We start from the raw sequence: 23,381 nt of genomic DNA, 5'->3' as shown, positions 1-23,381 counted from the left end.
GGTTATAGAACGGCGTCTTTCCGAACACCGTTGGAGGCGAAGAAGCGCTTTAACCGCACGAGCGCTTCCTGTTGGATCTGGCGCACACGCTCGCGCGTGAGGCCCATTTCGTCGGCCAGTTCTTCGAGCGTGGCGGGTTCGATGTGATTCAGGCCGAAGCGGCGCTCGATCACGTGACGGTGCTTGTCCGACAAACGCGCAAGCCACGCGCGCGTGAGCGTTTCCAGTTCGCGGTGCTGCACTTCGGCGTCCGGCGACTGGCTCTGGTCGTCCGACAGCAGGTCGAGCAGGCTGCTCGCCGGATCGAGATCGAGCGGCGCGTCGAGCGACGCGGTGTGCTCGTTCAGCGCGAGGATGTCCGTCACTTCGTCGGTGGTCTTGCCGGTCAGATAGGCAATGTCGTCGATGCTGGCGTCGCGGCGCTCGGCGGCTTCGCCGGAGTTCATCGAATTCTTTTCCAGATGGCGCTTGGCGCGCAGCACCTGATTGAGCTCACGAATCACGTGCACCGGCAAACGGACGGTGCGCGCCTGGTTCATGATCGCGCGCTCGATACTCTGGCGGATCCACCAGGTGGCGTAGGTGGAGAAGCGGAAGCCGCGCGTCGGGTCGAATTTCTCGATTGCGTGCATCAGGCCGAGATTGCCTTCTTCGATCAGATCGAGCAGCGGCACGCCGCGGTTCAGATAACCCTTCGCAATGCTGACAACGAGCCTTAAATTGCGCTCGATCATGACCTGCCGCGCTTCGAACTCGCCCGCCTTGGCGAGACGCGAATACTTCTGCTCTTCCTCGACGGTCAGCAGCGGCTTGACGCTGATACGGTTCAGATAGTGCTGAATCGTGTCGGCCGTCAGCTCGGCTTGCAGCAGCGCGCGGAAATCGTCCGCGTCGGGCGCGACTTCGCTCGCGCCTTCGCGGGCGTCGCCCGCTTCGTCCGCGCCGCCCTGGCGTTCGTCGAGATCGCGCTCCTCTGCGATCTCCTCTTCCACTTCCGAAGCGCCGCTTTCATCCACCGAAGCGGACATAGCGTGGCTGATCGTCTCAGACTCGGCTTGCGGTGGCGGGCGCTTCGATTTCGGCATGGTCGTATCGCTTATTGCGGCGGCAAATACTTCAGTGGGTCGACAGGTTTACCCTGCCGGCGAACTTCGAAATGCAACATCACGCGGTCGGAATCGCTATTGCCCATCTCAGCGATCTTCTGCCCCTTCGTCACCGCATCCCCCTCTTTTACCATCAAAGCGCGGTTGTGTGCATACGCGGTGAGATAAGTTGCGTCATGCTTGATGATAATGAGATTGCCGTAACCACGCAGCCCATTTCCGGCATAAACCACGCGGCCATCCGCCGAAGCTTTCACCGGATCGCCGGCGGCGCCGCCGATATTCACGCCCTTGTTGGTCGAGTCGTTGAAGGTGCCGAGCAGCGGCCCGCGCACCGGCCATGCGAAGGTCACGTTGCCGGACGCGCCGGCGTTCGAGTCGCTCGCCGCGCCCGCGCTGGCAGGCGGCGCCGACGACGCGTTGTTCGCAGCCGAACCATAGAGCGGCGGTGCCGCGACACCTGCGGTCGCGCCCGTGGACGGCGGCGTGCTGCCGAGCGGCGCGCTTTGCACCATAGCGCCGCCGCCGATCGGCGCGGTCGAAACACCCGGCGTGAGCGCCGCGGTATTCGCGCCCGGTGGCACGACGCGCAGCAACTGGTCGACTTCGATCTGATTCGGGTTGGTCAGATTGTTCCACGCCGAAATGTCGCGGTAGTTCTGGCCGTTCTCCAACGCGATCCGATACAGCGTGTCGCCCGGCTTTACGCGATAGTAGCCCGGCGGCGGCGGCCCGAGCGGCACGGCCGGTTGCGTAGCTTGCGTGCTGAGCGTGCCGCCGCCGGAGCGGTCGACGACCGGCGCCTGATCGAGCCGCGACGCACACGCCGTCATCAACAGGGACAAGGCGAGCACGCACACGCTACGCTGGGTTACGGTCATGGGGGCATTCAGTCTGGTTCTTTGCATCGCGCGCAACATACTCATCGGTGTCAAATCACTCCGGATTTTAAGGGTACAAAGAAAACGCGATCAAGCCGCGACTCGCGCCACTGCGCGGGTCCGAGGCGCTCGACCAGAGTCAGCACCTGGCTTTGGCCCTCCTGCGAGCCGACCGGCGCGACCAGGCGGCCGCCGATCGCGAGTTGTTCAAGTAACGCTTGCGGTACGTCGAGCCCCGCCGCGGCGATCACGATCGCGTCGAACGGTGCCGCCGAGGGCAGACCCAACCGCCCGTCTCCATAGTGCAGCCGGATGTTCGGAATGCGCAGCGGACGCAAATTTGTCTTGGCGCGCTCCGACAGCGGCCTGATGCGCTCGATCGAGTAAACCTCGCGCGCGACCTGGCTCAGCACGGCCGCCTGATAACCGCAGCCCGTGCCGATTTCGAGCACGTTGTTCAGCGCGCGGCCGGCGGCGGCCAGTTCGATCATCCGGGCCACGACCGAGGGTTTGGAGATCGTCTGGTGATGACCGATCGGCAATGCGGCATCTTCGTAGGCCTGCGCCGCGAGACCCGGGTCGACGAACATATGGCGCGGCACGACCGACATCGCGTTCAACACGCGCTGATCGGTCACACCGTTCGCACGCAGGCGTTCGACCATCCGTTCGCGAACCCGTTCCGAAGTCAGCGCCAATGCGCCGTTCAAAGCAACGTTCGGCGCGGCGCTGCGCTCGGTGGCGCGGGCCGCAGGTTTGGCGGATGCCGCCGGCTGCGGCGAGGGACGCGCGGTGGAATTCTGCGCGGCGCTCCTGGCCGGCGCTTTCACCGATGCATTCAGCGGTGCTTGTAGCGGTGCTTTCACCGGCGCTTTGGCGGAAGGCGCCGCCAGTGGCTTCGGCGGAGTTGCCGCGGATGGCCTCGCCTGCGGCTTCGCCGGCGCCGCAGTTTGCGCATTCGCCTGCCGGGACTGGGACTTACCCGCGGACCCGGGCGGCGAGTTTTTCACCGGCTGCTGACGTGCGTTCAACGCCGCGCTCGCGGCAAGCGCCGCCGCGCGAATTTCGCCCGGACGCCCTTCGGCCCGGCGCGGTTCGCGCACCAGGTCCTCAAGGCCGAGCGGAAAGCGCCTGGCGCGCTCGCTGGTCATGAAGCGCCGCTGCCGGCGCGCGCCCAGTCGCGCGCTGCGGGCAGCATTTGCGTGTGGGTCAGATCGAGCTGCAGCGGCGTAATCGACACGTGGCCGTTGGCAACGGCGTGAAAGTCGGTGCCTTCGCTCGCGTCGCGCGCGCTGCCCGCCGGACCGATCCAGTAGATCGGTTCGCCGCGCGGATTGGTTTGCCGGATCACCGGCTGCGACGGATGCCGCTTGCCGAGGCGCGTGATCTGCCAGTCGCCGAGTTGATCGTAAGGCAGATTCGGAATGTTGACGTTCAGGAGCGGATGCCCGGGCAACGGCTGCTCGAGATAATGCGCGACGATTTCGGCGGAGACCCGCACGGCGTCTTCGAGATGCACCCAGTCCTTGTCGACGAGCGAGAAGGCAATGGCCGGCACACCGAACATGATGCCCTCGGTGGCGGCGGCGACGGTTCCCGAATAGAGCGTGTCTTCGCCCATGTTCTGACCGTTGTTGATGCCCGAGACCACCAGGTCCGGCCGATGGTCGAGCATGCCAGTCAGCGCGATGTGCACCGAGTCGGTAGGCGTGCCGTTCACGTAATAGAAACCATTGGCCGAGCGCAGTACCGAGAGCGGCCGCGACAGCGTCAGGGAATTCGACGCGCCGCTGCAATTCTGTTCGGGGGCCATCACGGTGACGTCGGCGATCGGCTTGAGCGCTTCGTAAAGCGCAGCAAGGCCGGGCGCCAGATAACCGTCGTCATTGCTGAGTAGGATTCGCATGCGGCGATTGTAACCGAGGAAAGAAGACGCGCGAACGACACCGCGGGCCGTGCCCGCGCCGTATGCAAAGCGCACGCGCGAGGATCGCGAATACCTCGCGCGAGTCGCCCGCCAGCCGCGCGCAGCGCAATAAAAACGCACGGTCGTGCTGGTTGTTTTACAGTCAGAATACTTGCTACTTGCGAACCCCTGATCGATATGGAGACACGATGCGCGCGATTCGCTGCAATCAATATGGGCCGCCGGAGAGCCTGGTCGTCGAAAACCTGCCGGACCTGGTGGCGCCGCCGGGTCACGTCGTCATCGACGTCAAAGCCGCAGCCGTCAACTTTCCCGACGTGCTGATCATCGAGAACAAATACCAGTTCAAACCGCCCCTGCCCTTTACGCCCGGCTCGGAACTCGCGGGTGTGGTGCGCGCGGTCGGCGCGGATGTCACGCAGTTCAAGCCCGGCTCGCGCGTGGTCGCGTTCACCGGTCAGGGCGGTTTCGCGGAACAGGCGCTGGCGCCGGCCTCGGCCTGCGTGCCGTTGGCGGACGGTGTCGAGTTCGAACTCGCCGCGGCCTTTACGCTGGCGTACGGCACCTCGCATCACGCCGTGGTCGATCGCGGCGCATTGCAAGCCGGCGAAACGATGCTGGTGCTGGGCGCGGCCGGCGGCGTCGGGCTCGCGGCCGTCGAGATCGGCAAGGCGCTCGGCGCGCGCGTGATCGCGGCAGCCTCGAATGACGAGAAACTCGCGATCTGCGTCAAGCACGGCGCGGACGCCACCATCAACTACAGCACCGAGGATCTGCGCGAGCGCATCAAGGCGCTGACCGACGGGAAAGGCCCGGATGTGATCTACGACCCCGTCGGCGGCGTGTATGCGGAGCCGGCGTTTCGCAGCATCGGCTGGCGCGGGCGTTATCTGGTGGTCGGCTTTGCCAACGGCGAGATTCCGAAACTGCCGCTCAACCTGACGCTGCTCAAAGGCGCGAGTCTGGTCGGCGTGTTCTGGGGCGACTTCGCGAGGCGCGAGCCGCAGCATAATCATGCGGCGTTCGGGCAGATGACACGGTGGATCGCTGAGGGCAAGCTCAAGCCGTACGTGTCGGCGCGCTACTCGCTCGAGGACACCGGGCGTGCGTTGCGTGACATGGCTGAGCGTCGCGTGATCGGGAAGGTGGTGGTGACGCCTTAGTCGAGGCGTGTCGTGCGCTTGAGCGAAGTCAGGCAGGCCGATTCGCTGCGCAGGCCGGAAAAGCTCAGGCAGCCACGAAACACGGCACGCGGCTTTTCCTGCCCGCGCGCCGTTCTCACGCCGTTCTCGTTCGCGCCTTGCGCGGAGCAAGCTCGCGCTCGCAGGCCTACAGCTTTTCCGTGTCGCCTGTTTTGGGCTGCCATTTCATCAAACGCCGCTCGCCCATGCCTACAATGGCATCCAGAATCAGCGCGAACGCGGTCAGCACCAGAATCCCCGCAAACACGGTATTGATATCGAAGGTGCCTTCGGCCTGCAGGATCAGATAGCCGACGCCGCGCGCGGAGCCGAGATACTCCCCCACCACCGAGCCGACGAACGCCAACCCCACCGACGTATGCAAGCTGGAAAACACCCAGCTCATCGCGCTCGGCAAGTAGACGAAGCGCAGCAACTGCTTGCGGTTCGCGCCGAGCATGCGCGCGTTGGCGAGCACGACCGGACTGACTTCCTTCACGCCCTGATAGACGTTGAAGAACACGATGAAGAACACCAGCGTGACGCCGAGCGCCACCTTCGACCAGATGCCCAGCCCGAACCACACGCCGAAGATCGGCGCGAGAATCACGCGCGGCATCGAGTTGGCGGCCTTGATATATGGATCGAACAGCGCGCTCGCAAGCGGCGAGAGCGCGAGCCACAAGCCCACGCCGAGCCCGAGCGCCGTGCCGAGCGTGAACGCGAGCACGGTTTCGACCAGCGTGATCCACAGGTGCAGATAGATCTCACCGCCCGTGAACCACTCCCAGATTCGCTGCAACACCTTCTGCGGCTCGCCGAAGAAGAACGCCGCTTTATTCGGGTCGTCGAAATAGAACGCCGGCAGCAGCGTCGGACTGGTCAGCACGTACCAGAGCACGAAGCACAGCACCAGCAGCAGCCATTGCCAGATCACCAGATTCGCCCGGTTCGGGCGCAACGTCTTCCACATGACTCGGTTTGCCTTGGACGATTGATCGACGCCAATACATGACGCCGCTATATGACGCAATTAAGTGACGCAATGACGTGACGCGCTCAAACGGCGGTGAGTTGCTGTTGATAGCCTTTGAGCACCTCGTCGCGCAACACGCTCCAGATCTGCGCATGCAATTCGACGAAGCGCGGATGCGCGCGGATTTCCGCCACATCGCGCGGACGCGGCAGATCGATCGTGAATTCACCGATCGGATGCGTGCCCGGCCCCGCCGAGAGCACCACCACGCGATCCGACATGGCGATCGCCTCGTCGAGATCGTGCGTGATGAACAGCACCGCTTTGCGTTTGGCGGCCCACAGGTCGAGCAACTCGTTTTCCATCAACTGACGCGTCTGGATATCGAGCGCGGAAAACGGCTCGTCCATCAGGATGATGTCCGGATCGAGAATCAGCGTCTGCGCCATCGCGACGCGCTTGCGCATGCCGCCCGACAACTGATGCGGATAACGATCGCCGAAGCCGCCGAGGCCGACGCGTTTCAACCACTCGTCGGCCTTGACGCGCGCTTCAGCGGGCGGCACGCCGTGGAAAGCGAGACCGGCCATGACGTTGTCGATCGCCGAGCGCCACGGCATCAGCGCGTCGGCCTGGAACATGTAGCCGGCGCGCCGGTTGATGCCGACAAGCGGCTCGCCGAACACGCTGACCGTTCCCGACGACGGCCCCAGCAGCCCCGCGCCGACATTGAGCAGCGTGGATTTACCGCAGCCGGTCGGACCGACCACCGAGACGAACTCGCCCGGCGCGATGCGCAAGGTGGTGTCCTTCACCGCCGTGTAGCGCTGCGCGCGGTTGTCGCGCGCAGCGAACGTGCAGGTGATGTTGTCGAGCGCCAGTGCGGCAACTGTCATCGTTCAGCTCGCTTCGAAGATCGGATTCGGTGTGTGATCGCGTCATGGCAAACGGGCCCGGGAGCGAACGCGGCGCGCGTCACCTTGCAGCGCTGCCGCCGCCCAGCCCGCGCGGCCAGGTTCGCCTCAAGCCTTGACGGTGCTCAGCGCTTTCTTGACGAAGTCGTTGGTCCACGTCTTCGACAGATCGATCGGCTTGCCCTGCACGTTCGGGTCGAACGCCTGCAGCGTTTTCAGCGACGTCGCGGGACCGTCCGCCGGCATCAGGCCGTCGGGCGACATGGCTTCTTTCACGTGCTGCCACGCGTCCAGATACACCGCGCGGTCGCCGAGCAGATAGCCTTCCGGCACCGTATTGATCAGTTCGCTGCCGGTTGCCGTTTGCAGCCACTTGAGCGCGCGCACCATCGCGTTGGTCAACGCCTGGGTGGTGTTAGGATTCCTGGTGATAAAGCTTTGCGACGCATACAGGCAGCCCGCCGGCATGTCGCCGCCGAAGACGCTGCGCGTATCGGCAAGCGTGCGGGTGTCCGACACGACGCGAATCTCGCCGGTGCGTTCGAGCTTGGTCATTACCGGGTCGAGATTGGCAATGGCGTCGATCTGCCCCGACTGCAACGCGGCAATGGCGCCGGCACCCGCGCCCACGCCGATGAAGGCGACGTCTTTCGCGGTCAGCCCGGCTTTCGCCAACACAAAGCTCGCCATGATCGAGGTCGACGAACCCGGCGCGGTGACGCCGATTTTCTTGCCCTTCAGATCGGCAATCGATTTGTAGTTCGGCATGGTCTTCTTCGAGACCGCGAGCACGATCTGCGGCGCGCGCCCCTGCAGCACGAATTCGCGGAACATCTGCTTCTGCGCCTGCAGCAGCAAGGTGTGTTCGAACGCGCCGGACACCACGTCCGCGCTACCGCCAACCGCCGCCTTCAATGCCTGCGAGCCGCCGGCGAAGTCGGAAATTTCGACTTCGAGCCCTTCGTCCTTGAAGTAGTTGCGGCGCTCCGCGATGGTCAGCGGCAGGTAGTAGAACAGGTTCTTGCCGCCGACGGCGATCGCCACCTTGGTGGTTTCAGGTTTGCCCTGCGCGAAGGCAAGCGGCGTGGCGGCGAGCGTGGCGCCCGCGAGTGCGGCGGTACCGGCGAGAAAGCTTCTCCGTTGCATGGTCTTGAGTCTCCAAACTTTTGTTGTCCGTTTTTTATCGGCTTTTCTGTCTTGTCGCAGCGCGCACACTCAGACTATTTGTTGCGCGTGCAACCTCGCGATGTGGTCTGCATCATAACCCAGTGATTGAAGGACTTCATCGGTATGTTCACCCAGTTCCGGGCCCAGCCAGCGCGTCTCGCCCGGCGTGGCCGAGAGCTTCGGCGTGACCGACGGCAGCGTGATTTCCCGGCCGTCCTGCCACTTGAAACGCTGGATCATGTGGCGCGCCATGAACTGCGGATCGGTGAACATGTCCGCCACGCTGTAGATGCGGCCCACCGGCACGTCGGCCGCGTTCAGCACGGCAAGGGCTTCGTCGATGGTGCGCGTGGCGAGCCACGCGGCGATCGCACCGTCGATTTCCTGGGTGCGCGGCACACGGCCGTCGTTGTGCGCGAGCGTCGGGTCGTTCGCGAGATCCTCGCGGTCGATCGCCATCATCAGGCGCCTGAAGATCGGATCGCTATTGCCGCCGATCACGATGCTGCCGTCGCGGCACGGATACGTATTGGACGGCACGATCCCGGGCAGCGACGCGCCGGTGCGCTCGCGCACCATGCCGTACACGCCGTATTCGGGCACCACGCTTTCCATCATGTTGAAGACGGCCTCGTACAGCGCCACGTCGACCACCTGCCCCTTGCCGCCGTTCACCTGCTTGTGATGCAGCGCCATCAGCGCGCCGATCACGCCGTGCAGCGCGGCGATCGAATCGCCGATCGAAATGCCGATGCGCGGCGGCGGCAAATCCGGATAACCGGTGATATGCCGCAGGCCGCCCATCGATTCGGCGATCGCGCCGAAGCCGGGCCGGTCGCGGTACGGCCCGGTCTGGCCATAGCCGGACAGGCGCACCATGACGAGGCCGGGATTTTCCGCGGACAGCACGTCGTAACCGAGCCCGAGTTTCTCCAGCAAACCCGGCCGGAAATTTTCGACGACGATATCCGCTTCCTTCGCGAGGCGCCGCACGATCTCCTTGCCCTCTTCGGCCTTCAGATTGATCGTGACGGATTTCTTGTTGCGTGCCTGCACGGCCCACCAGAGCGACGTGCCGCCGACTTCCGGATAAAGCTTGCGCCACTTGCGCAGCGGGTCGCCGCCTTTGGGATCTTCGATCTTGACGACGTCGGCGCCGAATTCGCCGAGAAAGCGCGCGGCGAACGGACCGGCGATCAGCGTGCCGAGTTCCAGCACCTTGACGCCGGCGAGCGGGCCGGTTTTCTCTTGAGGCGCGGCGCCCGCGCCTGATTCAGGGGTGACGCTCATGTGTCTCCTTTGTTCTGATCCTGACGCGCGCTGCGCTGCGTCAGGTTGAAACCGGCGCCTCGCGCTACATCGAGCGGCGATCGAGCATGGCGCGGGCGATCGTGCCGGCGTCCACGTACTCCAGTTCGCCACCCACCGGCACGCCGCGCGCAAGACGCGTGACGGCGAGGCCGCGCGCCTTGAGCGTCTGCCCGAGGTAATGCGCGGTCGCTTCGCCTTCGTTGGTGAAATTGGTTGCGAGCACCACTTCCTTGACCACGCCGTCCGACGCGCGCCGGACGAGCCGGTCGAAATGAATCTCCTTCGGACCGATACCGTCGAGCGGACTCAGGCGCCCCATCAGCACGAAATAAAGACCGCGATAGGTCATGGTCTGCTCGAGCATGATCTGGTCGGCAGGCGTTTCGACGACGCACAGCAAGGTGGGATCGCGCTCCTCGTCGAGGCAGACCTCGCAGATCTGCGCTTCGGTGAAGGTGTTGCACTTCTCGCAGTGCTGCAGATGCTCGGTGGCGAACAGCAGCGAGCGGCCGAGTTTTTCGGCGCCGTCGCGGTCGTGCTGCATCAGGTGGTACGCCATGCGTTGCGCGGACTTCGGCCCGACGCCAGGCAGCGCGCGCAGCGCTTCGACGAGCGCCGACAAGGCGGAAGGTTGTTTCATGCGGATCGGCGTCGAAGTGGGTAGCGCCCGGTTATGCGGGTGGCGATACAGGTGATTCGTTCGGTTTCCATCATTGCGGCGACGGCCTCGCGTGGCGCGCGCTGCACATTCCAGCCGCGGCGCGGCCAGTTGGATCAAGCGCGGAACGCGCGCCGCGCGTGCAACCCTGACGGGAGGTACGGCTCGCGCGTTCCATTGTGCCGGTCACGCCGCCGCGACTACAGTCGCGGCGTCGTTCAGAACGGCAGCTTGAAGCCCGGCGGCAGCGGCAGGCCCGAGGTCATGCCACCCATTTTTTCCTGGGCGGTGGCTTCAGCCTTGCGCACGGCGTCGTTGAACGCGGCGGCGACGAGGTCTTCCAGCATGTCCTTGTCGTCGGCGAGCAGGCTCGGGTCGATCGATACGCGGCGCACGTCGTTCTTGCAGGTCATCGTCACCTTCACGAGACCGGCGCCCGACTGCCCCTCGACTTCGATCAGTGCGAGTTGCTCCTGCATTTTCTTCATGTTTTCCTGCATCTGCTGGGCTTGCTTCATCAGCCCGGCGAGTTGGCCTTTCATCATGGACATGCTCCTTCTTGATAGCGTGAAATTCGGAAATCGGGCGCGCTCTGGCGTGTCGCGCGGCGAATCAGTGGACCGACGGCGCGCCGTTCGAACCGGCGTCCGGAGTAATCGGGCGGATCGAGCCGGGCACGATGCTCGCGCCGAACTCGCGGATCAGCGACTGCACGAACGGATCGGCGCCGATCTCGCGCTCGGCTTCCTGCTGCCGCTGTGCGCGCATGGCGGCGTCGTGCGCGGCGGCCGTACGGCGCGCCGGACCGACTTCGACCAGCACCTCGACAGTGTGGCCGAGCCTGTCGGCGAGCGCGGTTTTCAGTTTGGCGACCTGCGAGGCTTCAGCGTACTGCGGCACCGGCACGTTCAGTTTGAGCGTATTGCCTTCGAGCGCCATGAGTTCGCTGTTGAACGCGAGCTGATACGAAATGCCCTTGAGCGGCAAGTCGACGGCAAGCGCCGGCCAGTCGCCCTTGAAGCCCAGCGGATCGAGCGGCACGGCGGGCGGCAGCGGACGTTGGTCGATCACCGGCGCGGCCGTCGACGCGGGCGCGGCGCTCACGCGGACATCGTCCGGGCCGCTGTCGAACACGGGCATGTAGCCTTCGTCCGGCAGGCCATAATAGCCTTCGTCGGCGGCCGTGAGCGGCATGTATTCGTCAGGCGGCGGCATGTCATCCCACGGCGGCACCGACGCGCCATTCTGCTCAGCGCCGTTGCGCTGGCCCGGCGACGAAGACGCCGATGCAGCCGCGCGCGCCGCAGGTGCTGCCGGTGCGGCATCCTGCTGCGGCGCACGGCGCGGCGCGCCCGGCGTCGGCACGGGAACGACGACGCGCGGCGTGGCGGGCTTCGGCGTGGCGGGCTTCGCGGCGGCGGCCGCGCTCGCGCGGCCACGGTCCGACGACACTTTCAAGCCGGCACTGCGCAACACGTCGAGAGCGGCGCTCGCACCGCCCGCGCGGCGAGGTTCGGTTGCGGCTGCGGGCGGTAGTTCTTGCGACGTTGCCGCAGCCGCGGCTTGCTCCGTGCGCGCAAACGCAGCGGCTGCGGGTGCGCTCAGCGAAGACGCGGGAGCTTCGTTGGCGGGAGCTTCGTCCTCGAGAGCTGCGGCTGTGAGGGCTTCGTTCGGGGCCGCACCGTTGAGGCCAGCGGCGGAGACTTCGTTCGAGGCGGCATCGCTGAGACCAGCAGTTACGGAGACGTGGTTCGAGGCAGGATCGTCGAGGCCGGCAGTTGTGGAGGCTTCGCTCGCTGCCGAACCGTTGTCGCCAGCGGCTGCAGAGACTTCACCCGCGGCAGGATCATCAAGGCCAGCGGTCGTGGAAGCTTCTCTCGCTGCCGGGTTGGCAGGGGCATCGTCCCACGGGGCCAACGCGGGTGCCGGGGCGGCAGGCGCCGCAGACGCCGGCGCCGGATTCAATTCATCGATAACCGGCGCCGGCCCTGCAACTGTTGCCGGTTCCGCGGCAGGCGACTGCCCTGCGACTGCGCCTTGAGCAGAATCCGCCGCCGCAGCCTGAACGTCGCCAACCGCGGGCGGCACTTCAACCGTGCTGCCGGCTTGCGCCACGGCACGCGTTGCGGGTTCAACCGACACCGCGCCGACCACGGCGCCCTTGTCAGCCACGACAACATTACCCGGCTGTGTTTCGCGGCCCGGCGCAGCGGCGCTCACTTGCGCTTCAAAAGAAGTCCCCGGCACGGCGCCCGAAGCCGCCACTGCCCGCGCCTGTGACACCGGCGAACCCGACGCGCCCTGCTGCGCGGCCACGGCCGGCGCACCGGTGCGTCTCGCTCCGCCCGCGCCGGACTGGCCAGGCGCACGCGCCGCGCCCACGGCACCACCGCCGCCCGTAGGCGCCGGTTCGAACGCGAGCATGCGCAGCAGCGTCATGGTGAAACCGGCGTATTCGTCCGGCGCGAGACCCAGTTCGCTTCGGCCGATGGTCGCGATCTGATAGAACAGTTGCACCTGCTCGGCGCTCAGCGCTTCAGCGAAGCGGCGCAGATCACCCGCCTCGGGCCACTCGTCCAGCACCGACGACGGCGCGAACTGCGCCCACGCAATCCGGTGCAGCAGACTCGCCAGATCCTGCAACGCCGTCGAAAACGACAGGCTGCGCAACGCCATCTCGTCGGCCACCGACAGCACCGCGGCGCCGTCGCCGTCAGCGAGGGCGTCGAGCAGGCGGATCAGATAGCTCTGGTCGAGCGCGCCGAGCATGCCGCGCACCGCTTCTTCATTGACCTGGTTGGCCGAGTAGGCAATCGCCTGATCGGTCAGCGAGAGCGCGTCGCGCATCGAGCCGTCCGCCGCGCGCGCGAGCAGGCGCAGCGCCTGGACGTCGTACGGCACCTTCTCTTCGCCGAGAATGTGCTCGAGATGCGAGACGATATGGCCAGCGGGCATCTGCTTCAGATTGAATTGCAGACAGCGCGACAGCACCGTGACCGGAATCTTTTGCGGATCCGTGGTGGCGAGAATGAATTTGACGTGCGCCGGCGGTTCTTCCAGCGTCTTCAGCATCGCGTTGAAGGCGTGGTTGGTCAGCATGTGCACTTCGTCGATCATGTAGACCTTGAAGCGCGCGTCCACCGGTGCGTACACGGCGCGCTCCAGCAGCGCCGCCATTTCGTCGACACCGCGATTACTCGCCGCGTCCATCTCCACATAATCGACAAAGCGCCCTTCGTCGATTTCGCGGCACGCGCGGCATACACCGCACGGCGTGGAGGTCACGCCGGTTTCGCAATTCAGCGCCTTGGCGAAGATGCGCGACAGCGTGGTCTTGCCGACGCCGCGTGTGCCGGTAAACAAATAGGCATGGTGCAGACGGCCGCCGTCGAGCGCGTGCGTGAGCGCGCGCACCACGTGCTCCTGTCCGACGAGCGAAGCGAAATCCTTCGGCCGCCATTTGCGTGCGAGAACTTGATAGGTCATCGGGAAATTGTATCAGTAACGATGCCGCGCAAAACGTTTCGCGACGGCGCGCGAACGCATGCTGCCACATCATTGAAACTGGCTAACGGACCGATAGAAAAAAATAGACGAGGCGCGCGAGGAAACACTACAGAGCACGGACTCATGCGGCTGTACTCAACGTATCCAGGGTAAAACAGGAGAGGGAAAGCGTCGCGGCAGAACCCGCGCAGGACACACCGCAGAACAAAACGGAAAACAGCGGAAATACAAAAGAGGAAGGTGACGAGCCTGACCCTCGGCACTGGTGGAAAACGGCTGTGGCTGCTTCGTTCCCGACCTGACCAGGTTGACCATCCCTCCATGCGAGGAGGCCCGTCACGAAACATTCTATCATCGCTTGGCCTGTCGCGCGACTGTTAATACGACCAAAGCGTCAACGGTGCGCTGAATCGCGACCTTCGCCTCATGTGGACAAGCCCGTATCGGCGTCGCGGCCGCCCCCAATGCAGCCACTTGAGTTTGGCCGCCGAGCCACCAGATAGGCTACGTCGTGGTTGATGAAACACGGTGGCACTTCATCGGCAGTCGTTGGCCCCACTGCCCCTGATGAGTACTATCGCCCCCGGCAACGCATAGCGAATTAAGCTAAACTGCCGTACGGATGACCCGCGAGCGCGAGCCTTCCGCATATTCCGTAACAGGTTTTCACCTTTTCCGGCATGTGTCGGCAAGGCTTCGATTGCGGCAAAGCGAACGGAAGTTTCCTTAGGTTTTGACGTATCGTGGCGAGCAATTCAGGCGGGCCTCGAACCGATAGAGGTATTCATACAATGAGCGAACAAATCAAGCATATTAGCGACGCATCGTTCGAACAGGACGTCGTGAAATCCGATAAACCCGTGCTGCTCGATTTCTGGGCTGAATGGTGCGGTCCGTGCAAGATGATCGCGCCGATCCTCGACGAAGTCGCGAAGGATTACGCCGATCGCCTGCAAATCGCCAAGATCAACGTCGACGAACACCAATCGACACCGGTCAAGTTCGGCGTGCGCGGCATCCCCACGCTGATCCTCTTCAAGAACGGCGCTGTCGCCGCGCAGAAAGTCGGCGCGTTGTCGAAGTCGCAACTCACCGCGTTCCTCGACGGCAACCTGTAAAGCGGCCGCAGCGGCGCGTCCGGAGCCTCTTTGAGGTTCGCGGGCTCGCTGGGTCGGGCGTGTTGTCAGCCGGCAACACGCTCGACAGGAAAGATGCCATGCCGTCGCACTGGCGGAAATTGGCGTGTGCTATGCTAGAATCCGCAAAACGTCGAAAAGACGTGTAAGTCCTTGAGCGGTTCCGCTCACTCTCCTCCCAGATTTCATTTCGTCGCACCTTCTCCTGCGGGTTCTCCGTATGCATTTATCCGAGCTTAAGACTCTGCACGTGTCCGAATTGATCGAGATGGCCAATGGCCTCGAGATCGAAAGTGCGAACCGCCTGCGCAAGCAGGAATTGATGTTCGCCATTCTAAAAAAACGAGCCAAAACGGGCGACACGATCTTCGGCGACGGCACGCTCGAAGTGCTGCCGGACGGCTTCGGCTTCCTGCGTTCGCCGGAAACCTCGTACCTCGCCAGCACGGATGACATTTACATCAGCCCGTCGCAAATCCGCCGCTTCAACCTGCATACGGGCGACACGATCGAAGGCGAAGTGCGCACGCCGAAAGACGGCGAACGCTATTTCGCGCTGGTGAAGGTGGACAAGGTCAACGGCCAGCCGCCGGAGGCCTCGAAGCACAAGATCATGTTCGAAAACCTGACGCCGCTGCACCCGAACAAGGTGCTGCTGCTCGAACGTGAAATGCGTGGCGAGGAAAACGTCACGGGCCGCATCATCGACATGATCGCGCCGATCGGCAAAGGCCAGCGCGGCCTGCTGGTCGCCTCGCCGAAGTCGGGCAAGACCGTGATGCTTCAGCACATCGCCCACGCGATCAAGCAGAACCATCCGGATGTCGTGCTGTTCGTGCTGCTGATCGACGAACGCCCGGAAGAAGTGACCGAAATGCAGCGTTCGGTGGCGGGCGAAGTGATCGCCTCCACGTTCGACGAACCGGCTGCGCGTCACGTGCAAGTGGCCGAAATGGTGATCGAAAAAGCCAAGCGCCTCGTCGAAATGAAGAACGACGTGGTGATTCTGCTGGACTCGATCACGCGTCTCGCGCGTGCGTACAACACCGTCGTGCCGGCCTCGGGCAAGGTGCTGACCGGTGGTGTCGACGCCAACGCGCTGCAACGTCCGAAGCGTTTCTTCGGCGCGGCACGCAATATCGAGGAAGGCGGTTCGCTGACCATCATCGGCACGGCGCTGATCGAAACCGGCAGCCGCATGGACGACGTGATCTACGAAGAATTCAAGGGCACCGGCAACATGGAAGTGCACCTGGAGCGTCGCCTTGCTGAAAAGCGCGTTTATCCGTCGATCAACCTGAACAAGTCGGGCACGCGTCGCGAAGAACTGCTGATCAAGCCGGAAGTGCTGCAAAAGATCTGGGTGCTGCGCAAGTTCATTCACGACATGGACGAAGTCGAGTCGATGGAATTCCTGCTCGACAAGATCCGCCAGACGAAGAGCAACTCCGAGTTCTTCGACATGATGCGCCGTGGTGGCGGCAGCTAAGGCCAAGGTCCTGGGCCGGTATGGCGGCCCTTACCACGACATCCGCATCGCGTAAAAAAACCGCTCGTCGCAAACGAGCGGTTTTTTTGTCCGTCCTCTTGCCGTTTTCGCGCGGCAGATTTCACCCCTCGCCTTTCGGCCGTTAGCGCCATTTGCCGCATGTCAACTCGCATGTCAATCCACACGCCAACCTATACGTGAACGTACACGTTAAAGTACAATGTACGCGGTCTGCCACATCCATCACCGCCCCATGTCGAAAGACTCACCCACTCTGCTGACCGTACGCGACGCCGCCGAACGCCTCGGTGTCACCCCGCGCACGCTGAAGTACTACGAGGAGCGCGGCCTCGTCTCGCCCACGCGCAGCGAAGGCCGCTACCGGCTTTACGACGAGGAAGATCTGAAGCGCTTCGGCCGCATTCTGCGTTTGCGCTCGCTCGGCTTCTCGCTGCATAGCGTTACCGAAATGCTCAAGCGCCCGCTCGAACCCGTTGACGGCGGCCACCGCTACTCCGCCGAATCGCTGCGGCAGATTCACGACGCCATCGCGCAGCAGGTCAAGGCGCTCGATGCGCGCATCGACACCATGCGCCGCGAACTGAAGGAAGCGCAAAAGCTGCGCGCGGAGCTCAGCCCCGATCTCGATTATCTTCAGCGGCGCCTTGCCGGCGAGAATGCGGACGCGCTGCTCGCGCAGCGCCGCAGCGCACGCGCGAGGACAGGCAGCACGCCGCCCACGAAGCGCGTCGACAACCCGGACGACACCTCGCCGGACGAATCCTGATGAGCACGGCGTCGTCCCGCGTGCCGTTGTTCAGCGTCGAAAAACTACGCGGCGACTTTTTCCCGTGGGTGCTGGCCGTCGTCACCGGCCTCGACTATTTCGACAATTCGATCTTCTCGTTTTTCACCAGCTATATCGCGGGCGGCATCAACGCGTCGCCCGATGAACTGGTGTGGGCGTCGAGCGCCTATGCGGTCGCGGCCGTGCTGGGCATCCTGCAGCAACAATGGTGGGTCGAGCGCTTCGGCTACCGGCGCTACGTGGCCGGCTGCATGCTGCTTTATTCAGTCGGCTCGATGGCCGCGGCGCTATGCGAATCGTCGATCGAACTGGCGTTCGCGCGCGGCTTTCAGGGTTACTTCATCGGCCCGATGATGGGCACCTGCCGCATCCTGATCCAGATGAGTTTCAAGCCGCAGCAGCGGCCCGCGGCCACCCGCGCGTTTCTCGTGCTGATCGTCCTGAGCAGTGCGCTCGCGCCGCTGATCGGCGGCCAGCTGGTCGCATATTTCGACTGGCGCGCGCTGTTCGCATGCACCGCGCCCGTGGGCATGCTGTTCGCCGTGCTGGCCTTGCTCGCGCTGCCCGACTCGGGCAATCGCCTGCCCGAAGAACGCGGCTCCGCACATTTCTGGCCATATCTCATCTTCGCTTTCGCCCAAGGCGCCCTGCAAATCGTCATGCAGCAGGTGCGCTTCCAGCTGTTCAGCGCGTCACCCGGACTGATTCTGCTGACACTCGCCGGCATCGCTGCGCTGGGCTGGTTCGCCTATCATCAGTGGCATCATCCCGCGCCGCTCGTACGCCTCAATGCGCTGCGCGAAAAGGTGTTCCAGGCCGGGCTCGTGCTCTACATGTTCTACTACTACATCTCGACCGTGTTCAGCTATCTGATCTCGCGCTTTCTCGAAGGCGGTCTTGGCTATCCGGTCGAAAACACCGGGCAACTGGTCGGCGTGACGTCGCTGATTTCCGCGAGCGCGCTGTTCGTCTACCTGCGTTACGCGAAGCTGCTGCCGCGCAAGAAGTGGATCATCGTGCCGGGTTTCGCCGTGGCCGCGTTCGCCGCGGCGTGGATGACGCGCATGTCGCCCGGCGTCGGCGAGGCGGCGTTGATGCTGCCCCTGCTGCTGCGCGGCCTGCTGTTGCTGTTCATCGTGCTGCCGGTGGCCAATCTCACTTTCAGGATCTTCGCCATCGAAGAATTCACGCACGGCTACCGGCTGAAAAACATCGTGCGGCAGGTGACGATCTCGTTCGCGACGGCCTCCGTGATCATCGTCGAGCAGCATCGGCAGGCGCTGCATCAAACCCGCCTCGCGGAGTTCGTGAATCCGTACAATCCGGTGTTCCAGAATTCGCTCGCCACGCTGGCGCGAGGCTTCGCCGCCGCGGGTCGCTCACCGTCCGAGGCGCACTCGCTGGCGCTCGTGGAAATCAGCCGCGCGGTCGCGCAACAGGCCAGCTTCCTCGCCTCGCTGGACGGCTTCTATTTCCTGGCCGGCGTGGCGATATGCGGCGGCATTTTCGCCGCGTGGCAAAAACAGATCGACTAAAGGTTGCATCAGGCCATGCTCTCCAAACTCACTCAATGGCTCGGCACACGCCGCCGCGAGCGCGCGCTGCGCGACTACGCGATCGACGACTCGCTCTGGCAAGCCACGCTCGACGGCCTGCCGTTCCTCGCGCACCTCGACGCGCCGGACCTCGTGCGTTTGCGCGAACTGACGAGCCTCTTCCTCGCGCAAAAGGAATTTTCGACCGCGCACGAACTCGAACTCACCGACGCGATGACCGTGGCGATCGCCGCCCAGGCCTGCCTGCCAGTGCTGAACCTGAGCCTCGATCTGTATCGCGGCTGGGTCGGCGTGATCGTCTATCCGGGTGAGTTCGTGATCCGCAAGACCGTCGAGGACGAAGACGGCGTGGTGCACGAAGTCGAACAGGACGCGAGCGGCGAAGCGTGGGAAGGCGGGCCCGTGGTGCTGTCGTGGGAAGACGCGCAGATGACGGACGGCACGGACGCCTACAACGTCGTGATTCACGAATTCGCGCACAAGATCGACATGCTGAACGGCGAGGCGGACGGCCACCCGCCGCTGATGCGCCGCTGGCACGCGCCGCTCGATTCGCAGGGTTGGGCCGACGTGTTCGACAATGCCTACGACCGCTTCTGCGCCAAAGTCGACGCGGTGCCGGAGCGCCGCTGGGCGCGCTTCGAACGCGAGTCGCTGATCGATCCGTACGCGGCGGACCATCCATCGGAATTTTTTGCCGTTTGCAGTGAGGCGCTGTTTGTCAGGCCGCAAGCGTTCGAAGCAGAATATCCGGAGCTTTACCGGCTGCTCGCGCGCTATTACCGGCAGGACCCGGCGCGGGTCGGCCTGACGTTCACCGCCGGCTGACGCGCAACGTCCACCGGCCATAGTCCGCAGCCGTGCCCGGGCGCAAACGGCGAGCCGTCAAAAAACCGCGCAAACGCCGCCCGCTCCTCGCAAAAAGCTGGCACAAAGGTCGTCAAGCGACTGATTTTCTGGCATAATCGCCGTTTTTCGACCATAGGCAAGTGGCTCGCGCCTAGATGCGGTCCGTGCAAATACGGTCGCACGCGGGTTGGCTACCGCCAGATTAAAGGAAAGACCATGAAAGAAGGCATTCACCCGGATTACCGCGAAGTTCTGTTCATCGACGTGTCGAACGACTTCAAGTTTGTGACGCGCTCGACCATCCAGACGCGTGAAACCGCCGAATTCGAAGGCAAGACCTACCCGCTCGCCAAGATCGAAGTGTCGTCGGAATCGCATCCGTTCTACACCGGCCAGCAAAAGATCATGGACACGGCAGGCCGCGTCGAGAAGTTCCGCAACAAGTTCGGCTCGCGCGCTACCGGCAAGGTCGCAGCGAAGTAATACCCGCCTCGTCGCCGGTTCTGGCCGGTAGCGAAGCAGGAGCAAAAAGGGCAGCGCGAGCTGCCCTTTTTTGTCGCCTTGCCGATTGATCAGCGATGTCCCGGAACGAACGCGGCGCACTGCCGAACCCGTGTTACAGCTGTTCCATCCACGTTGCGAGCCGTTACCGGCCGTGACGCGCATCGCACGGCACGACTACAATGCCGGATGCTACAAATTGGCCATTCCAGCCGGACATGCCGTCCGGTCCCGGCTGCACCGCTTATCCGATATCCACACACCGCATGAGACCTGTCGTTCGCCTCACTGCCTCAGCGACCAGTGCGTTGCCGCGCTGGCTGCTGCTGACCATCTGTATCGTCTATGCATCGTTTGGACTATTCGGCCGCGATCCGTGGAAGAACGAGGATGCAGCCGGCTTCGGCGTCATGTGGACTATGGCGAACGGCAGCGCGCACGACTGGCTGCTGCCCAATCTGGTCGGCAAATATCTCACCGAAGACGGCCCGCTCGGCTACTGGTTCGGCGCCAGCGCGATCCGCGCACTCGCACCGTGGGTCGACGCGAGCAACGCCTCGCGCGTCTTTACCGGCCTGCTGTTCTGCGCGGGCTGCGCGTTCGTCTGGTATGCCGCTTACCTGCTCGGCCGGCGCGCCGAAGTCCAGCCGTTCAAATACGCGTTCGGCGGCGAGCCGGAACCGCGCGACTACGGCCGCACCCTCGCCGACGGCGCGCTGCTGATCCTGCTCGCCTGCTTCGGCCTCGCCGAGCGCGGCCACGAAACCACGCCGCAGCTCGCGCAGTTCTTCGGTATTGCGATGCTCGTGTATGGGCTCGTGCGCATGATCGACAAGCCGGTGCAAGGCGCGCTGATCTGGGGTCTCGCCATCGCCCTCGTGACCCTGGCGAGCAGCCCGGTGCTGGTCGGCGCGCTACTGCTCGGCACGCTGGCAATGACCCTGATCGTGCGCGAGACCCGCTCGCGCTGGCTGCTGCTCGCGGGTCTGCCGGTGGCGCTGGTGCTGTCGTCGGCATGGCCGGTCGCCGCGCTCGCCACTTTTCCCGACGACGCCGTCTGGTACCTCAACCAATGGGTGCACGTCAGCCTGAGTTCGTTCGCCGGGCCGCCCGGCTCGGTCGCCGGCTATGCGCTCAAGAATCTGCCGCTCTTCACCTGGCCGGCGTGGCCGCTGGCCCTCTGGGCGTGGTTCAGCTGGTCCGGCCTGCGGCGCGCGCCGCACGTGGCGATTCCGCTTTCGGTGATCGGGCCGCTGCTGGTGCTGGTCATCCTGCAGAGCCATCAATCGAACCGGCTGTACATGCTGCTGCTGCCGCCGCTCGCCGTGCTGGCCGCTTTCGCGCTGCCCACGCTCAAACGCGGCGCGATCAATGCGATCGACTGGTTCGCGCTCCTGAGCTTCACGATTCTCGGCAGCTTCGTCTGGCTGGTCTATATCGCCGGGCTGACCGGCTTCCCGCATCCGCTTGCCCGCAATCTCGCGCGGCTCGCGCCGGGCTTCGCGCCGCAGTTCAAGGTGCTGTCGTTCGTCTGCGCGGTCGCCGTGACGATCTGCTGGTTCGTGCTGGTGCAATGGCGCCTTGCCCGTCATCCGAAAGTCTTGTGGCGCAGCGTGGTGCTCTCGAGCGCCGGCACCACCCTGATGTGGGTGCTGCTCATGACGTTATGGCTGCCGGTCGTCAACTACAGCCGGACCTATAAAGATGTTGCCGAACAGATCGCAGCCCATCTGCCGGACGACTACACCTGCATTTCGCCGGTGCGCCTCGGCAATGCGCAGATCGCGACCTTCGCCTATTTCGGCGACATGCATTTCTCCTTCGACCAGGACTGCGACGTGATCCTGCGCCAGGACACGCAGGACTACGGCGAACCGAGCGCGATGTCCGACTTCGTCTGGAAACTGGTGTGGGAAGGCCGCCGCGTGGCCGACCGCGACGAACGCTTCCGCCTGTACGTACGCATCGACCGTCCGAAGCCGCCGGTCGTCAAACGCCGCAACTGGCACAAGAAGTCCGGCTGACCATGTTCGCCGACGTACGGAAAATCGCCGCGCTCGCCTGGCCGGTACTAATCGGCCAACTGGCGATCATCGCATTCGGCGTGATCGACACGGCGATGGTCGGCCGCTACTCGGCGGTCGATCTGGCCGCGCTCGGCCTGGGCTCGTCGATCTATATCTCCGTCTACATCGGCCTGACCGGCATTCTGACCGCGCTGCAGCCGATCACCGCGCAGCTCTACGGCGCGCGCCGCTATGACGAGATCGGCGAGGAAGTTCGCCAGGCCTTGTGGCTCGCACTGGCGCTGACCGTGATCGGCTTTCTGATTCTGTTTTTCCCCGGCCCGGTGCTGCATCTGGCGCGCGTGCCCGACGCGCTGCACGACCGCACGGTTGCCTACCTGCGGATTCTGGCCTTCGGCTTGCCCGCCGGCCTCGCCTTTCGGGTCTACGGTTCGGTCACCAATGCGGTCGGCAAACCGCGGCTCGTGATGATCCTGCAGATCGGCGCCCTGCTGCTCAAGGTGCCGCTCAATACGTGGTTCATTTTCGGCGGCCTCGGCGTGCCGGCGCTCGGCGGCCCCGGTTGCGCGCTCGCCAGCACTACGATCAACTGGGGGCTTGCCGTGCTCGGCATGGTGCTGCTCACGCGCGTCGACGTATTCACGCCGTTCGCAATCTTCGCGCGGTTCTGCTGGCCAGTCTGGCGGCGTCAGGCGGCGCAACTGCGGCTGGGCATTCCAATGGGCCTGTCGTATCTGATCGAAGTCACCTCCTACACGTTCATGGCGCTCTTCATTGCGCGCTTCGGCACGACGACGCTGGCCGGTCACCAGATCGCCGGCAATATCGGCGCGGTGCTGTACATGACGCCGCTGTCGATCGGCATTGCATCGTCGACGCTGGTCGCACAGGCGCTCGGCGCGCATCGCCCGGAAGCGGCGCGCACGCTGTCGCGTCACGGCATCATGATGGCCGTGGCGATCGCCTGCTGCTACGCCGCGATCGTGCTGGCGCTGCGGCCATTCATCATCGAAGGCTATACGCCGGATGCGCAGGTCGTGGCGGCGGCGTTGCCGCTGGTGTTGATCGTCGCGTGCTATCACCTGTTCGATGCGTTGCAGATCACAACCGCGTTCGTGCTGCGCGCCTACAAGGTGGCGGTCGTGCCGACCGTGATCTACGCGGTGGCGCTGTGGGGCGTGGGGCTCGGCGGCGGCTATGCGCTCGGCTTCGACGTGACCGGTATCACGCCGGAATGGCTGACCGGCGCGCGCGGCTTCTGGGTGGCGAATACCGCGAGCCTGGCGATTGCCGGCATCGGCTTGCTGATGTACTGGCGGGTGGTGAGCAAGCGGCATTTGCGTGGCGAGACGGCGCTTCGGGCCGATTCGGCCGCTTGACGGAGTGG

General features: G+C 64.4%; 21 protein-coding genes and 1 other RNA gene. 9 read left to right on the top strand and 13 right to left on the bottom strand.

Features of this window, described 5'->3' with window-relative positions; translation table 11 throughout:
- Positions 1 to 2: 2 nt before the first annotated feature.
- Genes rpoS through surE form a run of 4 tightly spaced genes read right to left on the bottom strand, consistent with a single transcriptional unit; the run spans position 3 to position 3,893 of the window.
- A complete protein-coding gene (gene rpoS / locus BXE_RS10350) occupies positions 3 to 1,085 on the bottom strand; it encodes an RNA polymerase sigma factor RpoS (RefSeq protein ID WP_007182061.1) in 1,083 nt (360 codons plus the stop codon).
- An 11-nt stretch (positions 1,086 to 1,096) separates the two neighbouring features.
- Positions 1,097 to 2,032, bottom strand: coding sequence for a peptidoglycan DD-metalloendopeptidase family protein (locus BXE_RS10345; protein ID WP_011488252.1), 936 nt, complete (start codon positions 2,030 to 2,032; stop codon positions 1,097 to 1,099).
- Positions 2,033 to 2,037: 5 nt separating this feature from the next.
- Positions 2,038 to 3,138: a protein-L-isoaspartate(D-aspartate) O-methyltransferase gene (locus BXE_RS10340; RefSeq protein ID WP_038456220.1), complete on the bottom strand. Its 1,101-nt coding sequence runs from the start codon at positions 3,136 to 3,138 to the stop codon at positions 2,038 to 2,040.
- Entirely contained in the window at positions 3,135 to 3,893 is a 759-nt protein-coding gene (gene surE, locus BXE_RS10335; protein ID WP_011488250.1) for a 5'/3'-nucleotidase SurE, read from the bottom strand. Before surE ends, BXE_RS10340 begins: the two co-directional genes overlap by 4 nt.
- A 209-nt stretch (positions 3,894 to 4,102) precedes the next feature.
- Here surE and BXE_RS10330 point away from each other — a divergent pair, with 209 nt between their 5' ends.
- Positions 4,103 to 5,077 (top strand): NADPH:quinone oxidoreductase family protein, encoded by a 975-nt coding sequence (locus BXE_RS10330; RefSeq protein ID WP_011488249.1) that lies wholly within the window; start codon positions 4,103 to 4,105, stop codon positions 5,075 to 5,077.
- On the opposite strand, the gene BXE_RS47860 is transcribed toward BXE_RS10330, so the two are convergent.
- The 9 genes from BXE_RS47860 to ffs form a co-directional block, all read right to left on the bottom strand.
- Positions 5,074 to 5,196, bottom strand: a complete 123-nt coding sequence (locus BXE_RS47860) for a hypothetical protein (RefSeq protein WP_267886359.1) — start codon at positions 5,194 to 5,196, stop codon at positions 5,074 to 5,076. The genes BXE_RS10330 and BXE_RS47860 overlap by 4 nt on opposite strands.
- 47 nt (positions 5,197 to 5,243) lie before the next feature.
- Positions 5,244 to 6,068 (bottom strand): ABC transporter permease, encoded by an 825-nt coding sequence (locus tag BXE_RS10325; protein WP_007182066.1) that lies wholly within the window; start codon positions 6,066 to 6,068, stop codon positions 5,244 to 5,246.
- An 86-nt stretch (positions 6,069 to 6,154) separates the two neighbouring features.
- Positions 6,155 to 6,967, bottom strand: a complete 813-nt coding sequence (locus BXE_RS10320; protein WP_011488248.1) for an ABC transporter ATP-binding protein — start codon at positions 6,965 to 6,967, stop codon at positions 6,155 to 6,157.
- Between the two features lie 126 nt (positions 6,968 to 7,093).
- On the bottom strand, positions 7,094 to 8,131 hold the full coding sequence (locus BXE_RS10315) for an ABC transporter substrate-binding protein (RefSeq protein WP_011488247.1): 1,038 nt from the start codon (positions 8,129 to 8,131) through the stop codon (positions 7,094 to 7,096).
- 69 nt (positions 8,132 to 8,200) lie between these two features.
- A complete protein-coding gene (locus tag BXE_RS10310; RefSeq protein ID WP_011488246.1) occupies positions 8,201 to 9,442 on the bottom strand; it encodes a CaiB/BaiF CoA transferase family protein in 1,242 nt (413 codons plus the stop codon).
- A 64-nt stretch (positions 9,443 to 9,506) separates the two neighbouring features.
- Complete coding sequence (gene recR, locus BXE_RS10305; RefSeq protein WP_011488245.1) at positions 9,507 to 10,103, bottom strand: recombination mediator RecR; 597 nt, start codon at positions 10,101 to 10,103, stop codon at positions 9,507 to 9,509.
- A 236-nt stretch (positions 10,104 to 10,339) separates the two neighbouring features.
- Positions 10,340 to 10,666, bottom strand: a complete 327-nt coding sequence (locus tag BXE_RS10300) for a YbaB/EbfC family nucleoid-associated protein (RefSeq protein WP_007182071.1) — start codon at positions 10,664 to 10,666, stop codon at positions 10,340 to 10,342.
- 67 nt (positions 10,667 to 10,733) lie between these two features.
- Positions 10,734 to 13,607 carry a DNA polymerase III subunit gamma/tau gene (locus BXE_RS10295; RefSeq protein ID WP_011488244.1) on the bottom strand — a complete coding sequence of 958 codons (2,874 nt, stop codon included), beginning with the start codon at positions 13,605 to 13,607 and terminating at the stop codon, positions 10,734 to 10,736.
- Positions 13,608 to 13,867: 260 nt separating this feature from the next.
- Positions 13,868 to 13,966: signal recognition particle sRNA small type (gene ffs, locus BXE_RS43410), an RNA gene on the bottom strand.
- 453 nt (positions 13,967 to 14,419) lie between these two features.
- Between ffs and trxA the strand changes: the two genes are divergently transcribed.
- From trxA to BXE_RS10255, 8 genes are all read left to right on the top strand, one after another.
- A complete protein-coding gene (gene trxA / locus BXE_RS10290) occupies positions 14,420 to 14,746 on the top strand; it encodes a thioredoxin TrxA (protein WP_006048864.1) in 327 nt (108 codons plus the stop codon).
- A 238-nt stretch (positions 14,747 to 14,984) separates the two neighbouring features.
- On the top strand, positions 14,985 to 16,253 hold the full coding sequence (gene rho, locus BXE_RS10285) for a transcription termination factor Rho (protein WP_006048863.1): 1,269 nt from the start codon (positions 14,985 to 14,987) through the stop codon (positions 16,251 to 16,253).
- A gap of 253 nt (positions 16,254 to 16,506) precedes the next feature.
- Complete coding sequence (locus tag BXE_RS10280) at positions 16,507 to 17,040, top strand: MerR family transcriptional regulator (protein WP_038456226.1); 534 nt, start codon at positions 16,507 to 16,509, stop codon at positions 17,038 to 17,040.
- Complete coding sequence (locus BXE_RS10275) at positions 17,040 to 18,596, top strand: MFS transporter (protein WP_011488242.1); 1,557 nt, start codon at positions 17,040 to 17,042, stop codon at positions 18,594 to 18,596. Before BXE_RS10280 ends, BXE_RS10275 begins: the two co-directional genes overlap by 1 nt.
- Before the next feature lie 15 nt (positions 18,597 to 18,611).
- On the top strand, positions 18,612 to 19,445 hold the full coding sequence (locus BXE_RS10270) for a zinc-dependent peptidase (RefSeq protein WP_011488241.1): 834 nt from the start codon (positions 18,612 to 18,614) through the stop codon (positions 19,443 to 19,445).
- Positions 19,446 to 19,682: 237 nt separating this feature from the next.
- Positions 19,683 to 19,949, top strand: coding sequence for a type B 50S ribosomal protein L31 (locus BXE_RS10265; protein WP_007182076.1), 267 nt, complete (start codon positions 19,683 to 19,685; stop codon positions 19,947 to 19,949).
- A gap of 284 nt (positions 19,950 to 20,233) precedes the next feature.
- Positions 20,234 to 21,991, top strand: coding sequence for an ArnT family glycosyltransferase (locus BXE_RS10260; RefSeq protein WP_038456228.1), 1,758 nt, complete (start codon positions 20,234 to 20,236; stop codon positions 21,989 to 21,991).
- Between the two features lie 2 nt (positions 21,992 to 21,993).
- Positions 21,994 to 23,373: an MATE family efflux transporter gene (locus BXE_RS10255; RefSeq protein ID WP_011488239.1), complete on the top strand. Its 1,380-nt coding sequence runs from the start codon at positions 21,994 to 21,996 to the stop codon at positions 23,371 to 23,373.
- The last annotated feature ends 8 nt before the right edge of the window (positions 23,374 to 23,381 follow it).

It is taken from the genome of Paraburkholderia xenovorans LB400, from assembly GCF_000013645.1.
GTDB classification, from domain to species: domain Bacteria; phylum Pseudomonadota; class Gammaproteobacteria; order Burkholderiales; family Burkholderiaceae; genus Paraburkholderia; species Paraburkholderia xenovorans.
Note: the sequence above shows the minus strand (reverse complement) of the source record. Positions and strands in the feature narration are given on the sequence as shown.